This window comes from Neorhizobium petrolearium (assembly GCF_017873175.1).
Taxonomy (GTDB): Bacteria; Pseudomonadota; Alphaproteobacteria; order Rhizobiales; family Rhizobiaceae; genus Neorhizobium; species Neorhizobium petrolearium.
On sequence record NZ_JAGGJW010000014.1, the window covers coordinates 170,054 to 185,030 of the forward strand.

17 protein-coding genes are annotated in these 14,977 nt (G+C 59.7%); 8 read left to right on the top strand and 9 right to left on the bottom strand.

Features of this window, described 5'->3' with window-relative positions:
- Nucleotides 1-84: 84 nt before the first annotated feature.
- Together J2046_RS25015 and J2046_RS25020 are read right to left on the bottom strand one after the other, a co-directional pair.
- On the bottom strand, nt 85-1,632 hold the full coding sequence (locus J2046_RS25015; protein ID WP_210056584.1) for a D-alanyl-D-alanine carboxypeptidase: 1,548 nt from the start codon (nt 1,630-1,632) through the stop codon (nt 85-87).
- A gap of 146 nt (nt 1,633-1,778) precedes the next feature.
- Nucleotides 1,779-2,513 carry a hypothetical protein gene (locus tag J2046_RS25020; protein ID WP_210056500.1) on the bottom strand — a complete coding sequence of 245 codons (735 nt, stop codon included), beginning with the start codon at nt 2,511-2,513 and terminating at the stop codon, nt 1,779-1,781.
- A gap of 187 nt (nt 2,514-2,700) precedes the next feature.
- Here J2046_RS25020 and J2046_RS25025 point away from each other — a divergent pair, with 187 nt between their 5' ends.
- The gene (locus J2046_RS25025; RefSeq protein WP_210056502.1) at nt 2,701-3,069 is read left to right on the top strand and encodes a VOC family protein; all 369 of its coding nucleotides are present in this window, start codon (nt 2,701-2,703) and stop codon (nt 3,067-3,069) included.
- A 52-nt stretch (nt 3,070-3,121) separates the two neighbouring features.
- Here the strand turns inward: J2046_RS25025 and J2046_RS25030 are convergent, their stop codons facing one another.
- The 3 genes from J2046_RS25030 to J2046_RS25040 form a co-directional block, all read right to left on the bottom strand.
- Entirely contained in the window at nt 3,122-3,733 is a 612-nt protein-coding gene (locus J2046_RS25030; RefSeq protein ID WP_210056503.1) for a transglutaminase-like cysteine peptidase, read from the bottom strand.
- A 500-nt stretch (nt 3,734-4,233) separates the two neighbouring features.
- Entirely contained in the window at nt 4,234-4,845 is a 612-nt protein-coding gene (locus J2046_RS25035; RefSeq protein WP_210056505.1) for a PilZ domain-containing protein, read from the bottom strand.
- A gap of 98 nt (nt 4,846-4,943) precedes the next feature.
- The gene (locus tag J2046_RS25040; protein ID WP_210056507.1) at nt 4,944-5,531 is read right to left on the bottom strand and encodes a PAS domain-containing protein; all 588 of its coding nucleotides are present in this window, start codon (nt 5,529-5,531) and stop codon (nt 4,944-4,946) included.
- 214 nt (nt 5,532-5,745) lie between these two features.
- On the opposite strand from J2046_RS25040, the gene J2046_RS25045 reads away from it, so the two are divergent.
- Together J2046_RS25045 and J2046_RS25050 are read left to right on the top strand one after the other, a co-directional pair.
- On the top strand, nt 5,746-6,510 hold the full coding sequence (locus J2046_RS25045) for a rhomboid family intramembrane serine protease (protein WP_210056509.1): 765 nt from the start codon (nt 5,746-5,748) through the stop codon (nt 6,508-6,510).
- Between the two features lie 95 nt (nt 6,511-6,605).
- Nucleotides 6,606-7,040, top strand: coding sequence for a CBS domain-containing protein (locus J2046_RS25050; RefSeq protein WP_210056511.1), 435 nt, complete (start codon nt 6,606-6,608; stop codon nt 7,038-7,040).
- A gap of 32 nt (nt 7,041-7,072) precedes the next feature.
- Here J2046_RS25050 and J2046_RS25055 read toward each other — a convergent pair whose 3' ends face one another.
- The 3 genes from J2046_RS25055 to folE form a co-directional block, all read right to left on the bottom strand.
- The gene (locus J2046_RS25055) at nt 7,073-8,032 is read right to left on the bottom strand and encodes a patatin-like phospholipase family protein (protein ID WP_210056513.1); all 960 of its coding nucleotides are present in this window, start codon (nt 8,030-8,032) and stop codon (nt 7,073-7,075) included.
- 108 nt (nt 8,033-8,140) lie between these two features.
- Nucleotides 8,141-8,602, bottom strand: a complete 462-nt coding sequence (gene hisI, locus J2046_RS25060; protein WP_210056516.1) for a phosphoribosyl-AMP cyclohydrolase — start codon at nt 8,600-8,602, stop codon at nt 8,141-8,143.
- A gap of 28 nt (nt 8,603-8,630) precedes the next feature.
- Nucleotides 8,631-9,245, bottom strand: a complete 615-nt coding sequence (gene folE, locus J2046_RS25065; RefSeq protein WP_210056518.1) for a GTP cyclohydrolase I FolE — start codon at nt 9,243-9,245, stop codon at nt 8,631-8,633.
- Between the two features lie 286 nt (nt 9,246-9,531).
- Between folE and J2046_RS25070 the strand changes: the two genes are divergently transcribed.
- The 5 genes from J2046_RS25070 to J2046_RS25090 all read left to right on the top strand — a co-directional run bounded on the left by J2046_RS25070 (nt 9,532) and on the right by J2046_RS25090 (nt 13,959).
- Entirely contained in the window at nt 9,532-9,981 is a 450-nt protein-coding gene (locus J2046_RS25070; RefSeq protein WP_210056521.1) for an iron-sulfur cluster assembly scaffold protein, read from the top strand.
- A gap of 4 nt (nt 9,982-9,985) precedes the next feature.
- On the top strand, nt 9,986-10,345 hold the full coding sequence (gene yidD, locus J2046_RS25075; RefSeq protein ID WP_210056522.1) for a membrane protein insertion efficiency factor YidD: 360 nt from the start codon (nt 9,986-9,988) through the stop codon (nt 10,343-10,345).
- Nucleotides 10,342-10,863, top strand: coding sequence for a DUF1697 domain-containing protein (locus J2046_RS25080; RefSeq protein WP_210056525.1), 522 nt, complete (start codon nt 10,342-10,344; stop codon nt 10,861-10,863). Before yidD ends, J2046_RS25080 begins: the two co-directional genes overlap by 4 nt.
- 123 nt (nt 10,864-10,986) lie before the next feature.
- On the top strand, nt 10,987-13,008 hold the full coding sequence (gene thrS / locus J2046_RS25085; RefSeq protein WP_210056527.1) for a threonine--tRNA ligase: 2,022 nt from the start codon (nt 10,987-10,989) through the stop codon (nt 13,006-13,008).
- A gap of 111 nt (nt 13,009-13,119) precedes the next feature.
- On the top strand, nt 13,120-13,959 hold the full coding sequence (locus J2046_RS25090; RefSeq protein ID WP_210056528.1) for a lysophospholipid acyltransferase family protein: 840 nt from the start codon (nt 13,120-13,122) through the stop codon (nt 13,957-13,959).
- Here the strand turns inward: J2046_RS25090 and J2046_RS25095 are convergent.
- Nucleotides 13,956-14,945, bottom strand: coding sequence for a hypothetical protein (locus J2046_RS25095; protein WP_210056529.1), 990 nt, complete (start codon nt 14,943-14,945; stop codon nt 13,956-13,958). The two genes, J2046_RS25090 and J2046_RS25095, sit on opposite strands and share 4 nt — an antisense overlap.
- Between the last annotated feature and the right edge of the window lie 32 nt (nt 14,946-14,977).

The window sequence follows — 14,977 nt, forward strand, 5'->3', positions numbered from 1 at the left end:
ACCCCGTTTACGCATTACTTTCGAGATTCCGCCGCGGCGGCGAGCCGCCGCGGACATTCTTGATGCATGGCTATCGCCAGCAGTTCACTGGAGCGAAGCCCAGCAGTTGATGCCCTTTTTCTTCAAAGCGTTGCACGCATCCACAGCGGCCTTCTGGTCATCAAAGCCCCCAAACCGGGCGCGATAGATCTGCCCGCTATTGCTGTTGAAGGCGACGGTGAAGGGTTTGGCGGAACGCAGTACCTTGCCGCCCTTATCCTGCGCAGTCTGCAGGAGATTCTCTGCCATTTTCTGATCGGGCGAAGCGCCTATCTGGATCACCCAACCGCTCGGCGTCGCATCGGCGGCGTTTGACCTGGTGGCCTTTGCCGATGTCTTTGTCGAGGCCGTGGTGACTTCGTCAACGGTGGCGCTACCGGCGCTGGAAGCGGAGACGTCCTCGGCGCGGGCCGGTATATATTCCGGCGCGGGCGTCGGGACGGCTGCCACACCGGCCATCGCCGTGTTCATAGCCTGACTGATCATCTTCCTTTGACTGGGCTCAGCGGCATAGGCCGAAGCGACGGCCGAGGTCTCCCCAGCAGCCGGCTGTTCCTTGTAGCGCGCACCGGGCATCGGGCCACTGTTCGGCAGATCGAGGGCGGCCATCTGACGCGCCTCGGACTGCGTGGCGGCGATGGCGGGAGCCGAACGCACCGGGGCGACCGGTACAGGCGCCGACGGCGCCGCCTGGGCGATCAGGTTGCTGCTACCGCCCCGCGAAGCCTTCGGCAGATATTCGGCAACGAGTTTGCGCATCGTCGCGTCGCGGGCAGCACTGGAACGGCCGCCGAGCACGACGGCAACGATCGAACGGTCGTCAAGCTGAGCAGAAGTCGCCAGATTGCTGCCGGCGGCACGGGTGTACCCGGTCTTGATACCATCGACGCCCTTCACGTTGCCGACCAGGCGGTTATGGTTGCCGATCACCTGCTTGCCGAAGTTGAAGCTACGGATGGAGAAATAGCCGTAATATTGCGGGAAGTGCTGGCGGAGCGCGATGCCAAGCCTTGCCTGATCGCGGGCCGTCGTCATCTGCGCGGTGTTCGGCAGGCCATGGGCGTTGCGATAGGTGGTGCGCGTCATGCCGAGGGCACGAGCCTTCCTTGTCATCATCTGAGCGAAACGATCCTCGGAACCACCGAGGAACTCACCCAGCGCGGTCGCGATATCGTTTGCGGATCGCGTGACGAGAGCACGGATCGCCTGATCGACCGTCACGGAGCCGCCGGCACGGACGCCGAGCTTGGAGGGCGGCTCGGCTGCGGCGTTGGCGGATACAGGCACTTTCGCATCAAGGCTGAGGCGACCGGCCTCAAGCGCTTCAAAGGTGAGATAGAGGGTCATCATCTTGGTGAGCGACGCGGGATATCGCAGACCGTCCGGATCTTCCGAATAGAGAACCTTGCCGGTCTTGGCGTCCACGACGATACCAGCGTATTTCGGTGCCGCTTCCGCAGGCGCGGCAAAGATCGAAACCGCCAGAATCAGGGTGAAGAGATAACCGAGAAAATATCCCGGAACCGTTGCGCCATCCTTGGGAAAGGAGGCAGAGAATTTAGTTTTCGACACTGCCGCACTCATCGCTTGCATCACGCCATTCACGTCCGGACGCTCCCCCGTCGCAGCCGTTATCCTCCAATCTAGGAGAACAGCGTTACCAAGAGGTTTATGATGAACAGCAGCTTGCTTAGATATGCTGCATTTTAAGCGTCAAAATCCCGACCATCCGTGGAGACCTACTTCGTCAGCCGGTTTTCGACAAAGGATCGAACTGAGGCATCAATATGTTGCCAGTCGTTCAAAAGCGCGCTGGAGAAACGATAGAGCACCGCGAGGTCCTGGCCGATCTGGATATCGCGCTGGCAATCCCCGCTTGTAGGCTTCTCACCGGCAATCGGCAGCAGGCAACGAACGACGTAGTCCGTAGCTCCAGGGCGAGGGGCGGTGAGAATGACCTCGCGGCCATAGCCGGAATCGGCACGCAGCCGGTGGAGCATCAGTCCGAAATCAAACGGCTGCGGCTCGCCATCGAAAAGTCGCGAATAGATCGGGTCGAGACGGCCGGACATATCGCGCGACATCGTGCCTTGCGACAATTGCAGAAAAATCAATGATGATGACTGGAAAATGTCGTCAAACCGCGGGCGCAGTGCGGCGCTGTACCCTTCGAGTTCCGGCCAGGTGAGGTAGAGGTCAACGCGCTCGGCAATACCGTTTTGGCGCTGGTCGCGGAAGCGGATCGTATTGGCGGAAAGGTGGAGCTGGTCCTGACCGATCTGGATGAGGAATTTCTCGGTGCTGTTGGTGTGGCCTGCCAGCGCCATGCGTTCACCGAACCAGCGACCGCCGATGCTGATCGCGACCGTCAGCGCCGCCAGAACTGCGATCACCGCAGTCAACCGGTAGAGAAACCGGTTGGAAATCAGCGGTTCCTCCTCGATGGACGAAGGGATAGGGGGTGGACCTGCCATGACGTGCGCTCCATGTTCACCCAAGGGGCATTCACCCTGCCTTGAAGCCATGCTCTGGAATGAGACAGGATACGGAATGCGGGAAGGCGAATGCGCCGCAAGTCTGGAGCGCCATGGTTAACGCTTCGTAAAAGAGCGGCCGAGTTTAGGACCGCATGGCCTAAACAGGTTACTCAGGGAGGAAGACGTGCAACTCTTTCAGGGAATCAATGTCGTTTCGATCTCCGTTACGGATCTCGAGCGGGCGCGGCTTTTCTACCGCGACACGCTTGGATTGGGAGAACCGCTCTACGATCTGCCGGATGCCGGCTGGATCGAGTTCTCGACCGGCGCCGATGGCGGCAACCTTTCGCTGACGATGGCAGGAGCGGAGTGGGAGCCATCGACGGGAACGACGGTGGTGTTCAACGTCAGGGACTGCCACGCGGCGGTCGACGAACTCAGGTGCCGTGGCGTGGCTTGCGGCGAACCCGTCATGTTCGAGGGCCATGTGGTATTCGCGAGTTTCCACGATCCGTTCGGCAACCGCCTGCAAATGTGCAGCCCCGCGCCTTGATCCTGGCCGCAACCATGTCGCTGCGGCCGTTTTCCCTCGTCGATGGGATGGATTACTGGCCGACGGAACCGACGGCTGTCGCGCGGCCGTCCTGAAGCTTGACCCAACGAGCCGGATCGTCGCTCGCCTGACGCTTCAGGTAGGTATATTCCGTCTCGGACCAGAGCATGACCTTGTTGCGCATGTTGTCGAGCACGAAATCGCCGCGGTCAGTGCGGATGGTCAGGACAGCATGGCCTTCGCCATTCGGCTGAAGCACGACAGTGATCAGGAGGTCGGAAGGGTCAAAGCCTTTTTTCATCAGCATCTTGCGCTTCAGAAGGACAAAGTCCTCGCAATCGCCAACGGTGCGGGGATACGCCCAGAGCTCCTCTACGCCGTAAATCTCCTGGTCGGTCATCGGCATGATCGAGGAATTGACTGTATAATTGACGTCCAGCAGGGTCCGCCACTTGTCCTCCGTCAGCGTCATCGGCCCGGCATCCTTATAGGCCGTTGCGCATTCGCTCGCATAGCTTTTGCAGAACTGGTAGTGACCGATCGGCTGATTGGCTGAGCCGAGGACGCGCATGGCCCCGGCAGGCATGGCGACGGAATGTCCGGCGGAAAAGATCGCCAGGAAAGCGGTGATGGCGGCGAGGCCCAGTCCCTTGCTGAATTTCATTTTTGTGTCTCCCCGTTGTGGGAAGAACACTGACACAGAGGGTTTTAGCGACCGCAAAATCTCGCAGTAAAATCAATATCTTATTTGAATTCAATTTATCTAAAACATGATTCGAATGCGAATCGAATTTTACTAAAATCCGAAGGAAATTTTCATTGGAATGCCACGCAATCAAGCCGGCTCGCCGGCTTCTCTTTTTGCTATCCTTTTGCCGGAAAAGGGTTTTCCGAAACCGGCCAGGATGACTGAAGCGCTTCCGGAAGTTAACGCCCGCGTGGCATCCGGCGCCCATCCGCCGAGGGAGACGTGCCACATAGGGCCTGTCGGGAGGCGCAAAGGGGTGTTCCAGGCCTGTTTCGAAGGCCTAAAAAAGTCCCGAAAAGGCACGATTTTTCCGAATAATGTCTGTTCTGGAACAGACAAACGGCGCTAAACCCGTCCTGTGCAGCCATGATACAGGGTCTTGATGCGAGGAAAGAAGGGGCGGGGAGCGGAATTGCCTAGAGGAATTCCGTCAGTGCCTCGCGCGGCTGGACCGAATTGAATTCGACCGCCACGCCCTCCATGAAATGGCGCACGACGCGACCACGCATATTGCCGAGACGCACGGGCGTGCCGATCGCAGGCCGGATATCGATATCGATCGCCGCTCCGGAGAGAGAAAGGTCCATGATGCGGCAGGCGTAACGCCGACCGTCGTCAAGCGTGATTTCTGCCCGGGTGTTGCGCGGCGTCAGGCGGTCATGGCGGCGATCCTCGGGCAGGCCGAGTTCATGCTTGTTTGCGATCCATGTAAGCTGGGCCGCAAGCTTCTCCCGCTTGCGATCCGTTGCGTTGATCGACATTAAAAAGCCGTTCGCCGAAAGGTTCAAAACCGTGCCTTCGAGGCGCCCGATGTGATCGAGATAGGCGATCACGCGCTCACCGACCGCGGGGCGGCCGACACAGGCAAAGGCAACGTCGCCGGGCGACATATCCACCACGGTGCAGGGAAATTCCTCTTGCGTCGCGAGCATCAGCCGTCCCGCCACGTTGACCGACACCCGCTGAAAAGTCCGCTGGGCGGGAATTGTCTGCGTCGACGGAGTATGCACCGGCTGAAATGAATACATTCGAGAAAGCTTTTCTCTTGGGGAGTATGGCTAAATTGATACCGTGTCGCGGTTAACAGAAGGTTTTGCGTAGCCCCGTTGCGAATTCCAAGCCATGGTCAGGATACCTGGCCGTGGGATGAGAAGAGACGGCGCAACAGCGCTTCGCCAAAGCCGTGATGGCCGCCGCTCGGCGGCGCATCGATCAGAACGCCACTCTCGACAAGAAACGTCCAGCTTTCCAGCACAAGACCAATGACGGGAAGTTCTGTGGTGGGGAAGGACTGTTCTTGCGGCAGGAGGGCACCGAGAACGCGATCGCTTCCGTTTCCCTCGGCCGACCGAATGGGTAGCAGCAGCATTTCATAAGCATGGCGCAGGTCGCCGTTCGACGCGAGAACCTCAAGGTATGCCGGCCGCTCATAATGGACGACGTTCTGAACGATCTCTGCCGGCTGTCGATACTCGTTTTCAAGCCATGCCTCGGCAAAGGCCTCGCCACGGAATTCGCGATCGAACAGGTCGCAGATACGCGTCCCGGCGAGCCGGAACGTCAGGAGGCCGCTGGCATCGGTCGTCACAATGAAGAGGTGTGGGAGAAGATGGCGCAGCGCCACAGGGTCGATTTCCGTGCGCAAGGGTGCCGCGCGGTCCCCCCTGAGGTTGGCCCAATAGTCGAAAATTGCGCGGCTTGCCTTATTTCGCATCCGTTGTCACCTGTCACATTTTGATACAGATCGCGCCTCATGCACGAGCGTCCTCCGTCCACTCAGCGAAATCCGTGCCACGGCCCACCCCTCAGGGTTAACAAATTACAAACCGGGCAAAGCCGGCCTCACCGCCTCCTTGCGACGCTTTCCTTTGGCGGGCCGCTCCTATATGGCTGGCGGACATTCCCGAAAGGGAATGGACCAGAGAGGAATGAGCATGAACGACGGACCGGGCATAGCTGACGAGCAGCGGGAGATGGACGAGGACGATCAGCGCTCACCGCCTGTCTTCAACCTGCCGCGGAGCCTGGTGGTGACGCTGGCCTTGCTCGCGGCAATCTATATCGTTCAGGAATATCTGCTTGATGACGACACACGCGCTTATTTTGTCGTGAACCTTGCCTTTACGCCGCTGCGTTATGCCTATCCGCTGGAGGAACAGGGTTTCGCCTGGCTCTGGACGCCGGTCACCTATTCTCTTCTTCACGGCAGTATCGAACATATCCTCTTCAACGCGCTCTGGCTGATGGCTTTCGGAGCGCCGGTCGTCAGGCGTATCGGCACCTTGCGCTATGTGGTCTTCTGGGTCCTGTCGGCGGCGGCAGCAGCCTTCTTCCACGCCATGATCAACTGGGGCAACGAGACATTGCTGATCGGAGCGTCCGGCGTCGTGTCCGCGTTGATGGGGGCAGCCTGCCGCTTCGCCTTCCCTCCCGGACGGGGCTACGATCGAACCCACGGCCATCTCTATCCCCGCCAGTCCATTCCTGGCGCCTTCCGCAGCCGCACGGTCGTCATCTTCACGGCAATGTGGTTCATCGGCAATCTGCTGATCGCCTTTGGCGTGACGTTGTTCGGTGCGGACATGGGGCCGATCGCCTGGGATGCGCATATCGGCGGCTTTCTGTTCGGCTTTCTGCTTTTTGGATTCTTCGATCCGGTCTCGCCTTCACGAAGGCCGCTCACTCAACCTTGATATGTGTTTGACCTCGCCCTAAAATTTAGGGGGAAGTACGAAGCGATTCTGGGAGGAGGATGCCCAGATCACGCTTGGTTGATGAGGAGAGGGCCATGGCAATAATCGTCAAGAACATGCTCGATGCAAAGGGCCGCGACGTGGTGACAGTCGGCCCGGACAGGACGCTGCTGGAAGTCGCCGAAATCCTGAACCAGAAGAAGATCGGTGCCGTGGTTGTCACCAGCATGGAAGGCCGGATCGTCGGCATCTTCACCGAACGCGACCTGGTGCGGGCCATTGCCGGCAAAGGTCCGGGCGTGCTCGACCAACCGGTCAAATCGGCCATGACCACCAACGTCCATCGCTGCAAGGAGGAAACGACCGTCGACGAGCTGATGGGCATCATGACTGGCGGACGCTTCCGCCACGTTCCGGTCGAAAAGGACGGAAAGCTGGACGGGATCGTCTCGATCGGTGACGTGGTCAAGTCGCGCATCCGCGAGGTCGAACTCGAAGCCGAACAGATGAAGGCCTATATCGCCGGCTGATCGCCACTCGGCAGAACAGGGTTTCCCCGGGATCAGCGGGCGAAAATTTCCTGCACGCGCTTGAGCGCAGCAATCTGCGCCATGGTCTCACTATAGCCGCGATCTATCGCTTCGCCGGCACGGTGGAACTCGGAAAGTCCGATATCACTAAGGCGCGGATGCAACGCCAGATCCGGCGGATCGCCGGCGAGCCTTGCGCGCGAAATACGTTCCTGGATGATATTGAAAGCTTGCACCATGGTGCCGGTGACACCGACCCGGGCGTCGACCGCCTTCTTGCGACCGTCATCCTCAGGCTGAATGCCGGCGCTATGCTTGACCACCGCAGAACGACCAAAGATGTCGTAGTTCAGGTTCACAGCAACCACGAGAGGCTGCTCATAGGCCCGGCAGACGGAGGTGGGAACGGGATTGACCAGTGCGCCGTCAACCAGGGTTCGGTTATTGGACTTGACCGGCTCGAAAATGCCGGGCAGCGCATAGGATGCGCGCAACGCGGTAATCAGCGAACCGCTGGAGATCCAGACCTCGTGGCCGGTGTGAAGTTCCGTCGCCACGGCAACGAAAGGCCGATCGAGATCCTCGATCGCTATGTCCTCGAGATGCTCCTGCATACGCCTGGTGAGCCGCATGCCACCGAAGAGTCCGCCGCCGCCGATCGTCAGATCGAGCAGACCGGCGATGCGTCGCATGGTGAGCGATCGGGCGAAACTTTCGAGCGCATCGAGCTTGCCGGCGAGATAGCAACCGCCGACCAGGGCGCCGATCGATGTGCCGGCGATCATGCCCACTTCAATACCGGCTTCGTCGAGCGCCCTCAGCACACCGATATGGGCCCAACCACGGGCCGCACCACCCCCAAGGGCGAGGGCGAGTTTTGCTTTTGGAGGAGGTGTCGCTGCAACGGGACGAGAGGGTTCAAGAATCTGCGTTCCACCGGCTTCAGCAGGAGCGGCCTGCGGATCGTGACGATTCCAACTCCAGTTCAGCATAGACAAAAACCTCCAAAGCTGAACAACCCCCGGTCTGCGGATTGAACCACCGATCGGTTTCCAAATCGTTTACCCGATGCCAACGCGGCGAAAAAGGAGGCAATTGCCTTATTTCGTTCCCCCGTCCGAATAAACGGTATCAGGATCGAAATGGCGCTCATTATCGGTAATTTCAAGGACAGCGTTGCTGTCACGTTTTGTGACGAGTCGATAAAAACACGAACGCCGGCCCGTGTGGCAGGTCGCATCGTGACCGGCCACGGAAACCTTGAGCCAGACAGCGTCCTGATCGCAATCGGTGCGAAGCTCATGCACCGTCTGAAAATTGCCGGAAGATTCCCCCTTCTTCCATATCTTTCCGCGAGAGCGGCTGTAATAGTGGGCGATACCGGTCTCGATGGTCAACGCTAGGGCTTCCGCGTCCATGTGCGCGACCATCAGGAGTTCACCATCGCGGATGTCCGTGACGACGGCGGTGACGAGGCCGTTGGCATCGAAACGAGGCGTAAAGGCGCCGGCACCTTCCAGCACCGCCTTGTCGGCGGAGGGCTTTTCAAAACTCACGGACATCGGGAAACTCCACCGGAAAATCCGGCCGTCAGCGGCTGCGTACGAGCGTGAAAAAGCGGGCCTGCTCGGCCGCGTTCGTCTTGAACTCGCCGGTGAAGGTCGTGGTCATCGTCTGCGAACCCTGCTTCTGCACGCCGCGCATTTCCATGCACATGTGCTCGGCTTCGATCATGACTGCCACGCCGCGGGGTTTCAGGTGTTCCTCGATTGCAGAGGCGATCTGGGCCGTCATGTTTTCTTGTGTCTGCAGACGGCGACCGAAGATTTCCACCACACGGGCGATCTTCGAGAGACCGAGAACGCGACCACTCGGCAGATAGGCGATATGCGCCTTGCCGACAATCGGCAGCATGTGGTGTTCGCAATGAGAGAAGAACGGAATGTCGCGCACAAGCACGATATCATCGTAACCCGAGACTTCCTCGAACGTACGGCCCAGCACATCTTCCGGCGACTGCTCGTAACCGGCAAACAATTCGCGATAGGCTACAGCGACACGCTTCGGGGTATCGAGCAGTCCTTCGCGGGCCGGATCGTCACCCGCCCAGCGGAGCAGTACACGTATGGCTTCCTCAGCCTCCTGCTGAGTGGGACGGGCCTGCTTCTCCTTCGAGGCCGGGAAATTCTTCACAATTGCATCCATCTATCGTCTCCCGATGCGGTTCAAGGCCGCATCCGACTGGCGTTACTCACACGAACCAACACGCAGACAACCGCGGCTGAATTTTGTGCAATCTGGCGCTATCTGATCCTCGGCGGACGTTTTTACAAGGTATCCTATTTCGATTTCGAGAGGATTTCGTGAAAACATCCTTTCTTGATCATCTCGCCGACACGTCACATATAATGTCGGAAATCCTTTTGTGGTAGTCCGCAAGGCAATGGCACTGCGTCAAAACATATGCCATCGGAACTATGAGCGAGCCGTCATGGACGATATCTACAACAGCAAGATCCTCGAATTCGCCGGCAATATAACCCATGCCGGCACGCTGCCGGATGCCGACGCGAGTTCGGAAAAGCACTCGAAACTCTGCGGCTCGAAGGTACGCGTCTATCTGAAGATGAACGGCGACACAGTGACCGACTTCGCGCACGAGGTGCGTGCCTGCGCGCTCGGCCAGGCCTCGTCCTCGATCATGGCCCGCCATGTGATCGGTGCGACGGCCGCGGAAATCCGGAAAGCCCGGGAAGACATGCTCGCGATGCTGAAAGAAGGCGGCGAAGGGCCGGACGGCCGCTTCGAAGAGATGCGCTACCTGAAGCCGGTCAAAGACTATAAGGCCCGCCACCCTTCCACCATGCTGACATTCGAAGCCGTGGTGGACGCGATCGACCAGATCGAGGCGCGGGAACGGACCGAAGCGGCAGCCGTCTGATCCGATGTGCGAAGCTCCCGATTGCAAGCATTCAGGACACCAGCCGAAGACGAACCGCTCGCGCAACTGGTCGGGACCGTTCCGAAAGACGCCGGGGCGGCTTTTCGGCATGGGGCTGATCCGATTTTATCAGCTGACACTCTCGGGCTTCGTCGGCAATTCCTGCCGGCATATCCCGACCTGCTCCGAGTACGGCTACGAAGCAATCGCCCGGCATGGACTCTGGCCCGGCAGTTTCCTGACGCTCTTTCGTGTCGCCCGCTGCGGGCCTGGCGGCACGAGCGGGCTTGACCGAGTGCCGGATGCGCTGGAAAGACGCCAGCACTGGTGGACGCCCTGGCGCTATTGGCGGGCCAAACCGTGATTTATGTGGCGCTGCTTCACAGCATCAGCGTCGGCGGAGGCAAGCGGCTCATCATGACCGACTTCCGCGAAATGGCTGAACGTCTCGGTTACCGGAACTGCCGGACGCTGGTATCGACCGGCAATCTCGTGTTCGAAACCGAAAAGTCACCACTCAGGGAGATCGAGCAGGTGCTGGAAGAGGCGTTCGAACAACGTTTCGGCAAGCATGTCGATGTCCTCGTCCGTTCGGGGCCAGACTGGCTGAAGCTTTCCGCTGGCAATCCGTTTCCGGAGCAGAAAGGCTCCGAAGTTTGCGTCCGAGTGATGCGCACACCACTCGGCGATAACGTGATCGATCTGCTCGAACGCCATCGCGGCCGGGAAAAGATCGCGATCGTCGACGGAGATCTCTGGGTGGATTTCGACGGCAAGGCGAGCGAGACGCGGCTGATTTCAGCACTGACCACCAGGAAGCTCGGTATCGGCACGATCCGCAACGCCAACACGGTCATCGGGCTCGCCAAAATGATCCAGTGAGCCGCGAGCCACCTTTACTGCAAAGCCAAAAGTCTTTATCAGCCACGCCGGCGCTGCCCAAGGCGGAACGCCATTATTCCAACACCACCCGCATTCGTTGGCGGGACTGGACAGGAGAAAGACATGTCCCAATCCGTTTCCCTTACATTTCCCGATGGCTCCGTCCGCGCATTCGATGCCGGAACAACCGGCCGTGACGTCGCAGAATCCATTTCCAGATCACTCGCCAAGAAGGCGGTCGCGGTTGCCATCGACGGCAACCTGCAGGACCTTTCCGATCCGGTGACCAATGGATCGGTCGAGATCGTTACCCGCACCGATCCCAAAGCGCTGGAACTGATCCGTCACGACGCTGCCCATGTCATGGCCGAGGCCGTACAGGAACTCTGGCCGGGAACGCAGGTCACCATCGGGCCTGTGATCGAGAACGGATTCTATTACGACTTCAAGCGCGTCCATCCGGACACGCGCGAAGACTGGCCCTTCACGCCCGAAGACCTGCCTAGGATCGAGGCGAGGATGAAGGAGATCATCGCCCGCAACAAGCCGTTCACCAAGGAAGTCTGGCCGCGCGAGAAGGCCCGCAATGTCTTTGCCGACATGGGCGAGGGCTACAAGGTCGAGCTCGTGGATGCGATCCCGGAAGACCAGGACGTCAAGATCTATTACCAGGGCGACTGGTTCGATCTTTGCCGCGGCCCGCATATGGCATCCACCGGCCAGATTGGTACGGCCTTCAAACTGATGAAGGTGGCCGGCGCCTACTGGCGCGGCGATTCCAACAACGCGATGCTGACGCGCATCTACGGGACGGCCTGGGCGAGCCAGGAAGAACTCGACCAGTATCTGCACGTGCTCGCGGAGGCCGAAAAGCGGGATCACCGCAAGCTCGGCCGGGAAATGGATCTTTTCCATTTCCAGGAAGAGGGACCCGGCGTCGTCTTCTGGCACGGCAAGGGCTGGCGTATGTTCCAGACGCTGACTGCCTATATGCGCCGTCGGCTTGCCGGCACCTACGAAGAGGTCAACGCGCCGCAGGTCCTCGACAAGTCGCTTTGGGAGACCTCCGGACACTGGGGCTGGTACAACGAGAACATGTTCGCGGTGAAATCGGCCCATGCCTTCATCCATCCGGACGACGAGGAGGCCGACCAGCGCGTCTTTGCGCTCAAGCCGATGAACTGCCCCGGCCATGTGCAGATCTTCAAGCATGGTCTCAAATCCTACCGTGAACTGCCTATCAGGCTTGCGGAGTTCGGCCTTGTGCATCGGTATGAGGCATCTGGAGCGCTGCACGGGCTGATGCGCGTGCGCGGCTTTACGCAGGACGATGCGCATGTGTTCTGCACCGACGAGCAGATGGCTGCCGAGTGCCTTCGGATCAACGACCTGATCCTCTCGGTCTACAAGGATTTCGGCTTCGAAGAAATCACCATCAAGCTCTCCACAAGGCCCGACAAGCGCGTCGGTTCCGACGCACTGTGGGATCGTGCCGAAAGCGTGATGATGGACGTCCTGAAGACGATCCAGTCGCAGTCGAACAATATCAAGACGGGCATACTGCCGGGCGAGGGCGCCTTCTACGGGCCGAAGTTCGAATATACGCTGAAGGATGCGATCGGCCGCGAATGGCAGTGCGGCACCACGCAGGTGGATTTCAACCTGCCGGAACGGTTCGGTGCATTCTACATCGATCAGAACTCGGAAAAGCAGCAGCCGGTGATGATCCATCGCGCCATCTGCGGCTCGATGGAACGTTTCCTCGGCATCCTGATCGAGAATTTCGCCGGCCATATGCCGTTGTGGTTCGCGCCGTTGCAGGTCGTGGTGGCGACGATTACCTCGGACGCCGACGAATACGGCCGTGAGGTAGCGGAGGCTCTTCGCGATGCGGGGATGATCGTCGAGACCGATTTCCGCAACGAGAAGATCAACTACAAGATCCGCGAGCACTCGGTTACCAAGGTGCCGGTCATCATCGTCTGCGGCAAGAAGGAAGCCGAAGAACGCTCGGTCAACATCCGCCGTCTCGGCTCCCAGGCCCAGACCTCGATGAAACTCGAAGATGCTGTCACTGCGCTCGCCCATGAAGCGACACCGCCGGACATCCTGCGCCGGCTTCAGGCCAAGAAGGCGGCGGCCTGATCATCCTTGCCTGACAGCGCCCGTCATCACAGGCGCTGTCAGAAAACTGTAATCTTGCTGCAATATTGCGGTGACATTGTCATACGGCGGGGCTGTTCCGCGGAGACTGACTTGCGGTTCAAGGAACTTTCTTACGCCAATGAGAAGGACCCGCGCATCAAGCGCTGGTTCATCCGCTCCATCGAGGGACTTTCCGGCCGCGACCGATATGCGCGGCTCTACGATATCTGGCGAACGGATATCGTCGGGAAAAGCGACCGCATCTTCGGCAAGATGCTCGATCTCATCGATGTCGACCTCGACGTGGCCGGCAACTGGCCGCCGCGGGATATGTCCGATAAGCCGCTTGTGATCATTGCCAATCATCCGTTCGGGATCGGTGACGGCATTGCGGTCCTGGCACTTGCCGAGCAGCTCGGGCGACCGTTCCGCGTGCTGATCCATAACGACCTCCTGAAGATCCCGGAAATGGCACCTTATTCGCTACCGGTCTCCTTCGAAGAGACCAAGGAGGCAATGGCGCTCAACATGCAGACCCGCCACGAGGCAGTGCGTCTTCTGAAAGAGGGCACGACCATCATCATCTTCCCGGCCGGCGGAGTGGCGACCGCCAAAAAGGGCTTCGGTCGCGCCGAGGATCTGCCCTGGAAGATATTTCCCGCCAAGCTTGTCCAGGCTGCGCGGGCCAATGTCGTGCCGATCTTCTTCGAGGGACAGAACGGCCGGCTCTTCCACATCGCAAGCCGCGTTTCGATGACGCTCAGGCTTTCATTGCTGATCCGCGAGTTCAAGCAGCTCTCCGGCTCGACGATCCGGGCACGAGTGGGCGAGATCATGACCTGGGACGAGATGTCGGCGATCGCCGACCGCAGGGACCTGCTCGCCAGGCTCTACGATGCGGTCTTCTCCATGCAACCATCCAGCAAGCAGAAGCTGCTGAAAACCGGCTAATTTCTATCGGTCAAAGCCTGTGCCGCACCCGCCACCTGCGGCGTATCCCGCAACAACACCTCAACCTCGGTGTTTCGGCCGGCCTTCACGGTGAATTCGCGCTGGTAGATCTTGTTCTTGTTGCGGGCGACGGCGAGATATTCGCCTTCCGACAAAACCATGGTCGAAAAAGCGCTGACGCTCTCGTTGACGATGTCGCCGGCCGCAGTCAGCACCGACCAGGCAGTGTCGGCGATAGCTTCTCCGCCCGGCTGCGAGACGAGCTTGAGGGTGATCTGTGCCGCGCGGTGCTGTAATACCGCCTGCGTGAGCTTGCCTGCCTCCACCTGGATGTCGGCGCGCACCACGGCGTTCACATCGCCATATTCCGAAACGACGTGATAGGTGCCCGCATTGAGCCGCACGATTGCGTTCGGCTTCACGTCCGCCATGATCAGTGCCCGGTCGCCGTTGTCGCGCACCTCCGCGGAATAGATCGAGAAGCTCAACTCGTTCGGGGGGATGCGCTGGTCGGCGCCCGCGACGGCATTCAGAACGAAACCGCCGGCCTCGAGTACCAGCGTTTGCTTCGCTACCTTGCCTTCGGCAGGCACGATCAGTTTCTTGGTAACGCCGGCGCGGCCGAAGGCGCAATTGACGAAATACTCACCCGGCACGAGTTGGAAGGCGGCCGAACCACCTTCGGAACTGGCAACCAGCGGAAGCTTGCCGTCTTCGCCGGCAATCGGGCTGAAGACCCGCCAGACAAGACCTTCCTGCATGACCTCTCCCTCGGAGGTCAACTTGGCGTCAAACAGAACATCCTTGCCGGCAACAGGTGACGCGCCGCCGGGGAGGGCGGAAAAGGCATTGAGCTTCGGCATCTTTGCCGTGCTGTCGAGCTGTCGGAAGCTTTGGAAGGCATCTTCCGCGGAAGCACTGAAGGCAAAGCCGAGAGCCAATGCCCCCGCGAGGATCCTGCATACCGCGAGCGAAGTGCCTGACATCTGTTCCTGTACCGGTTGACTCTTCTTTTCCG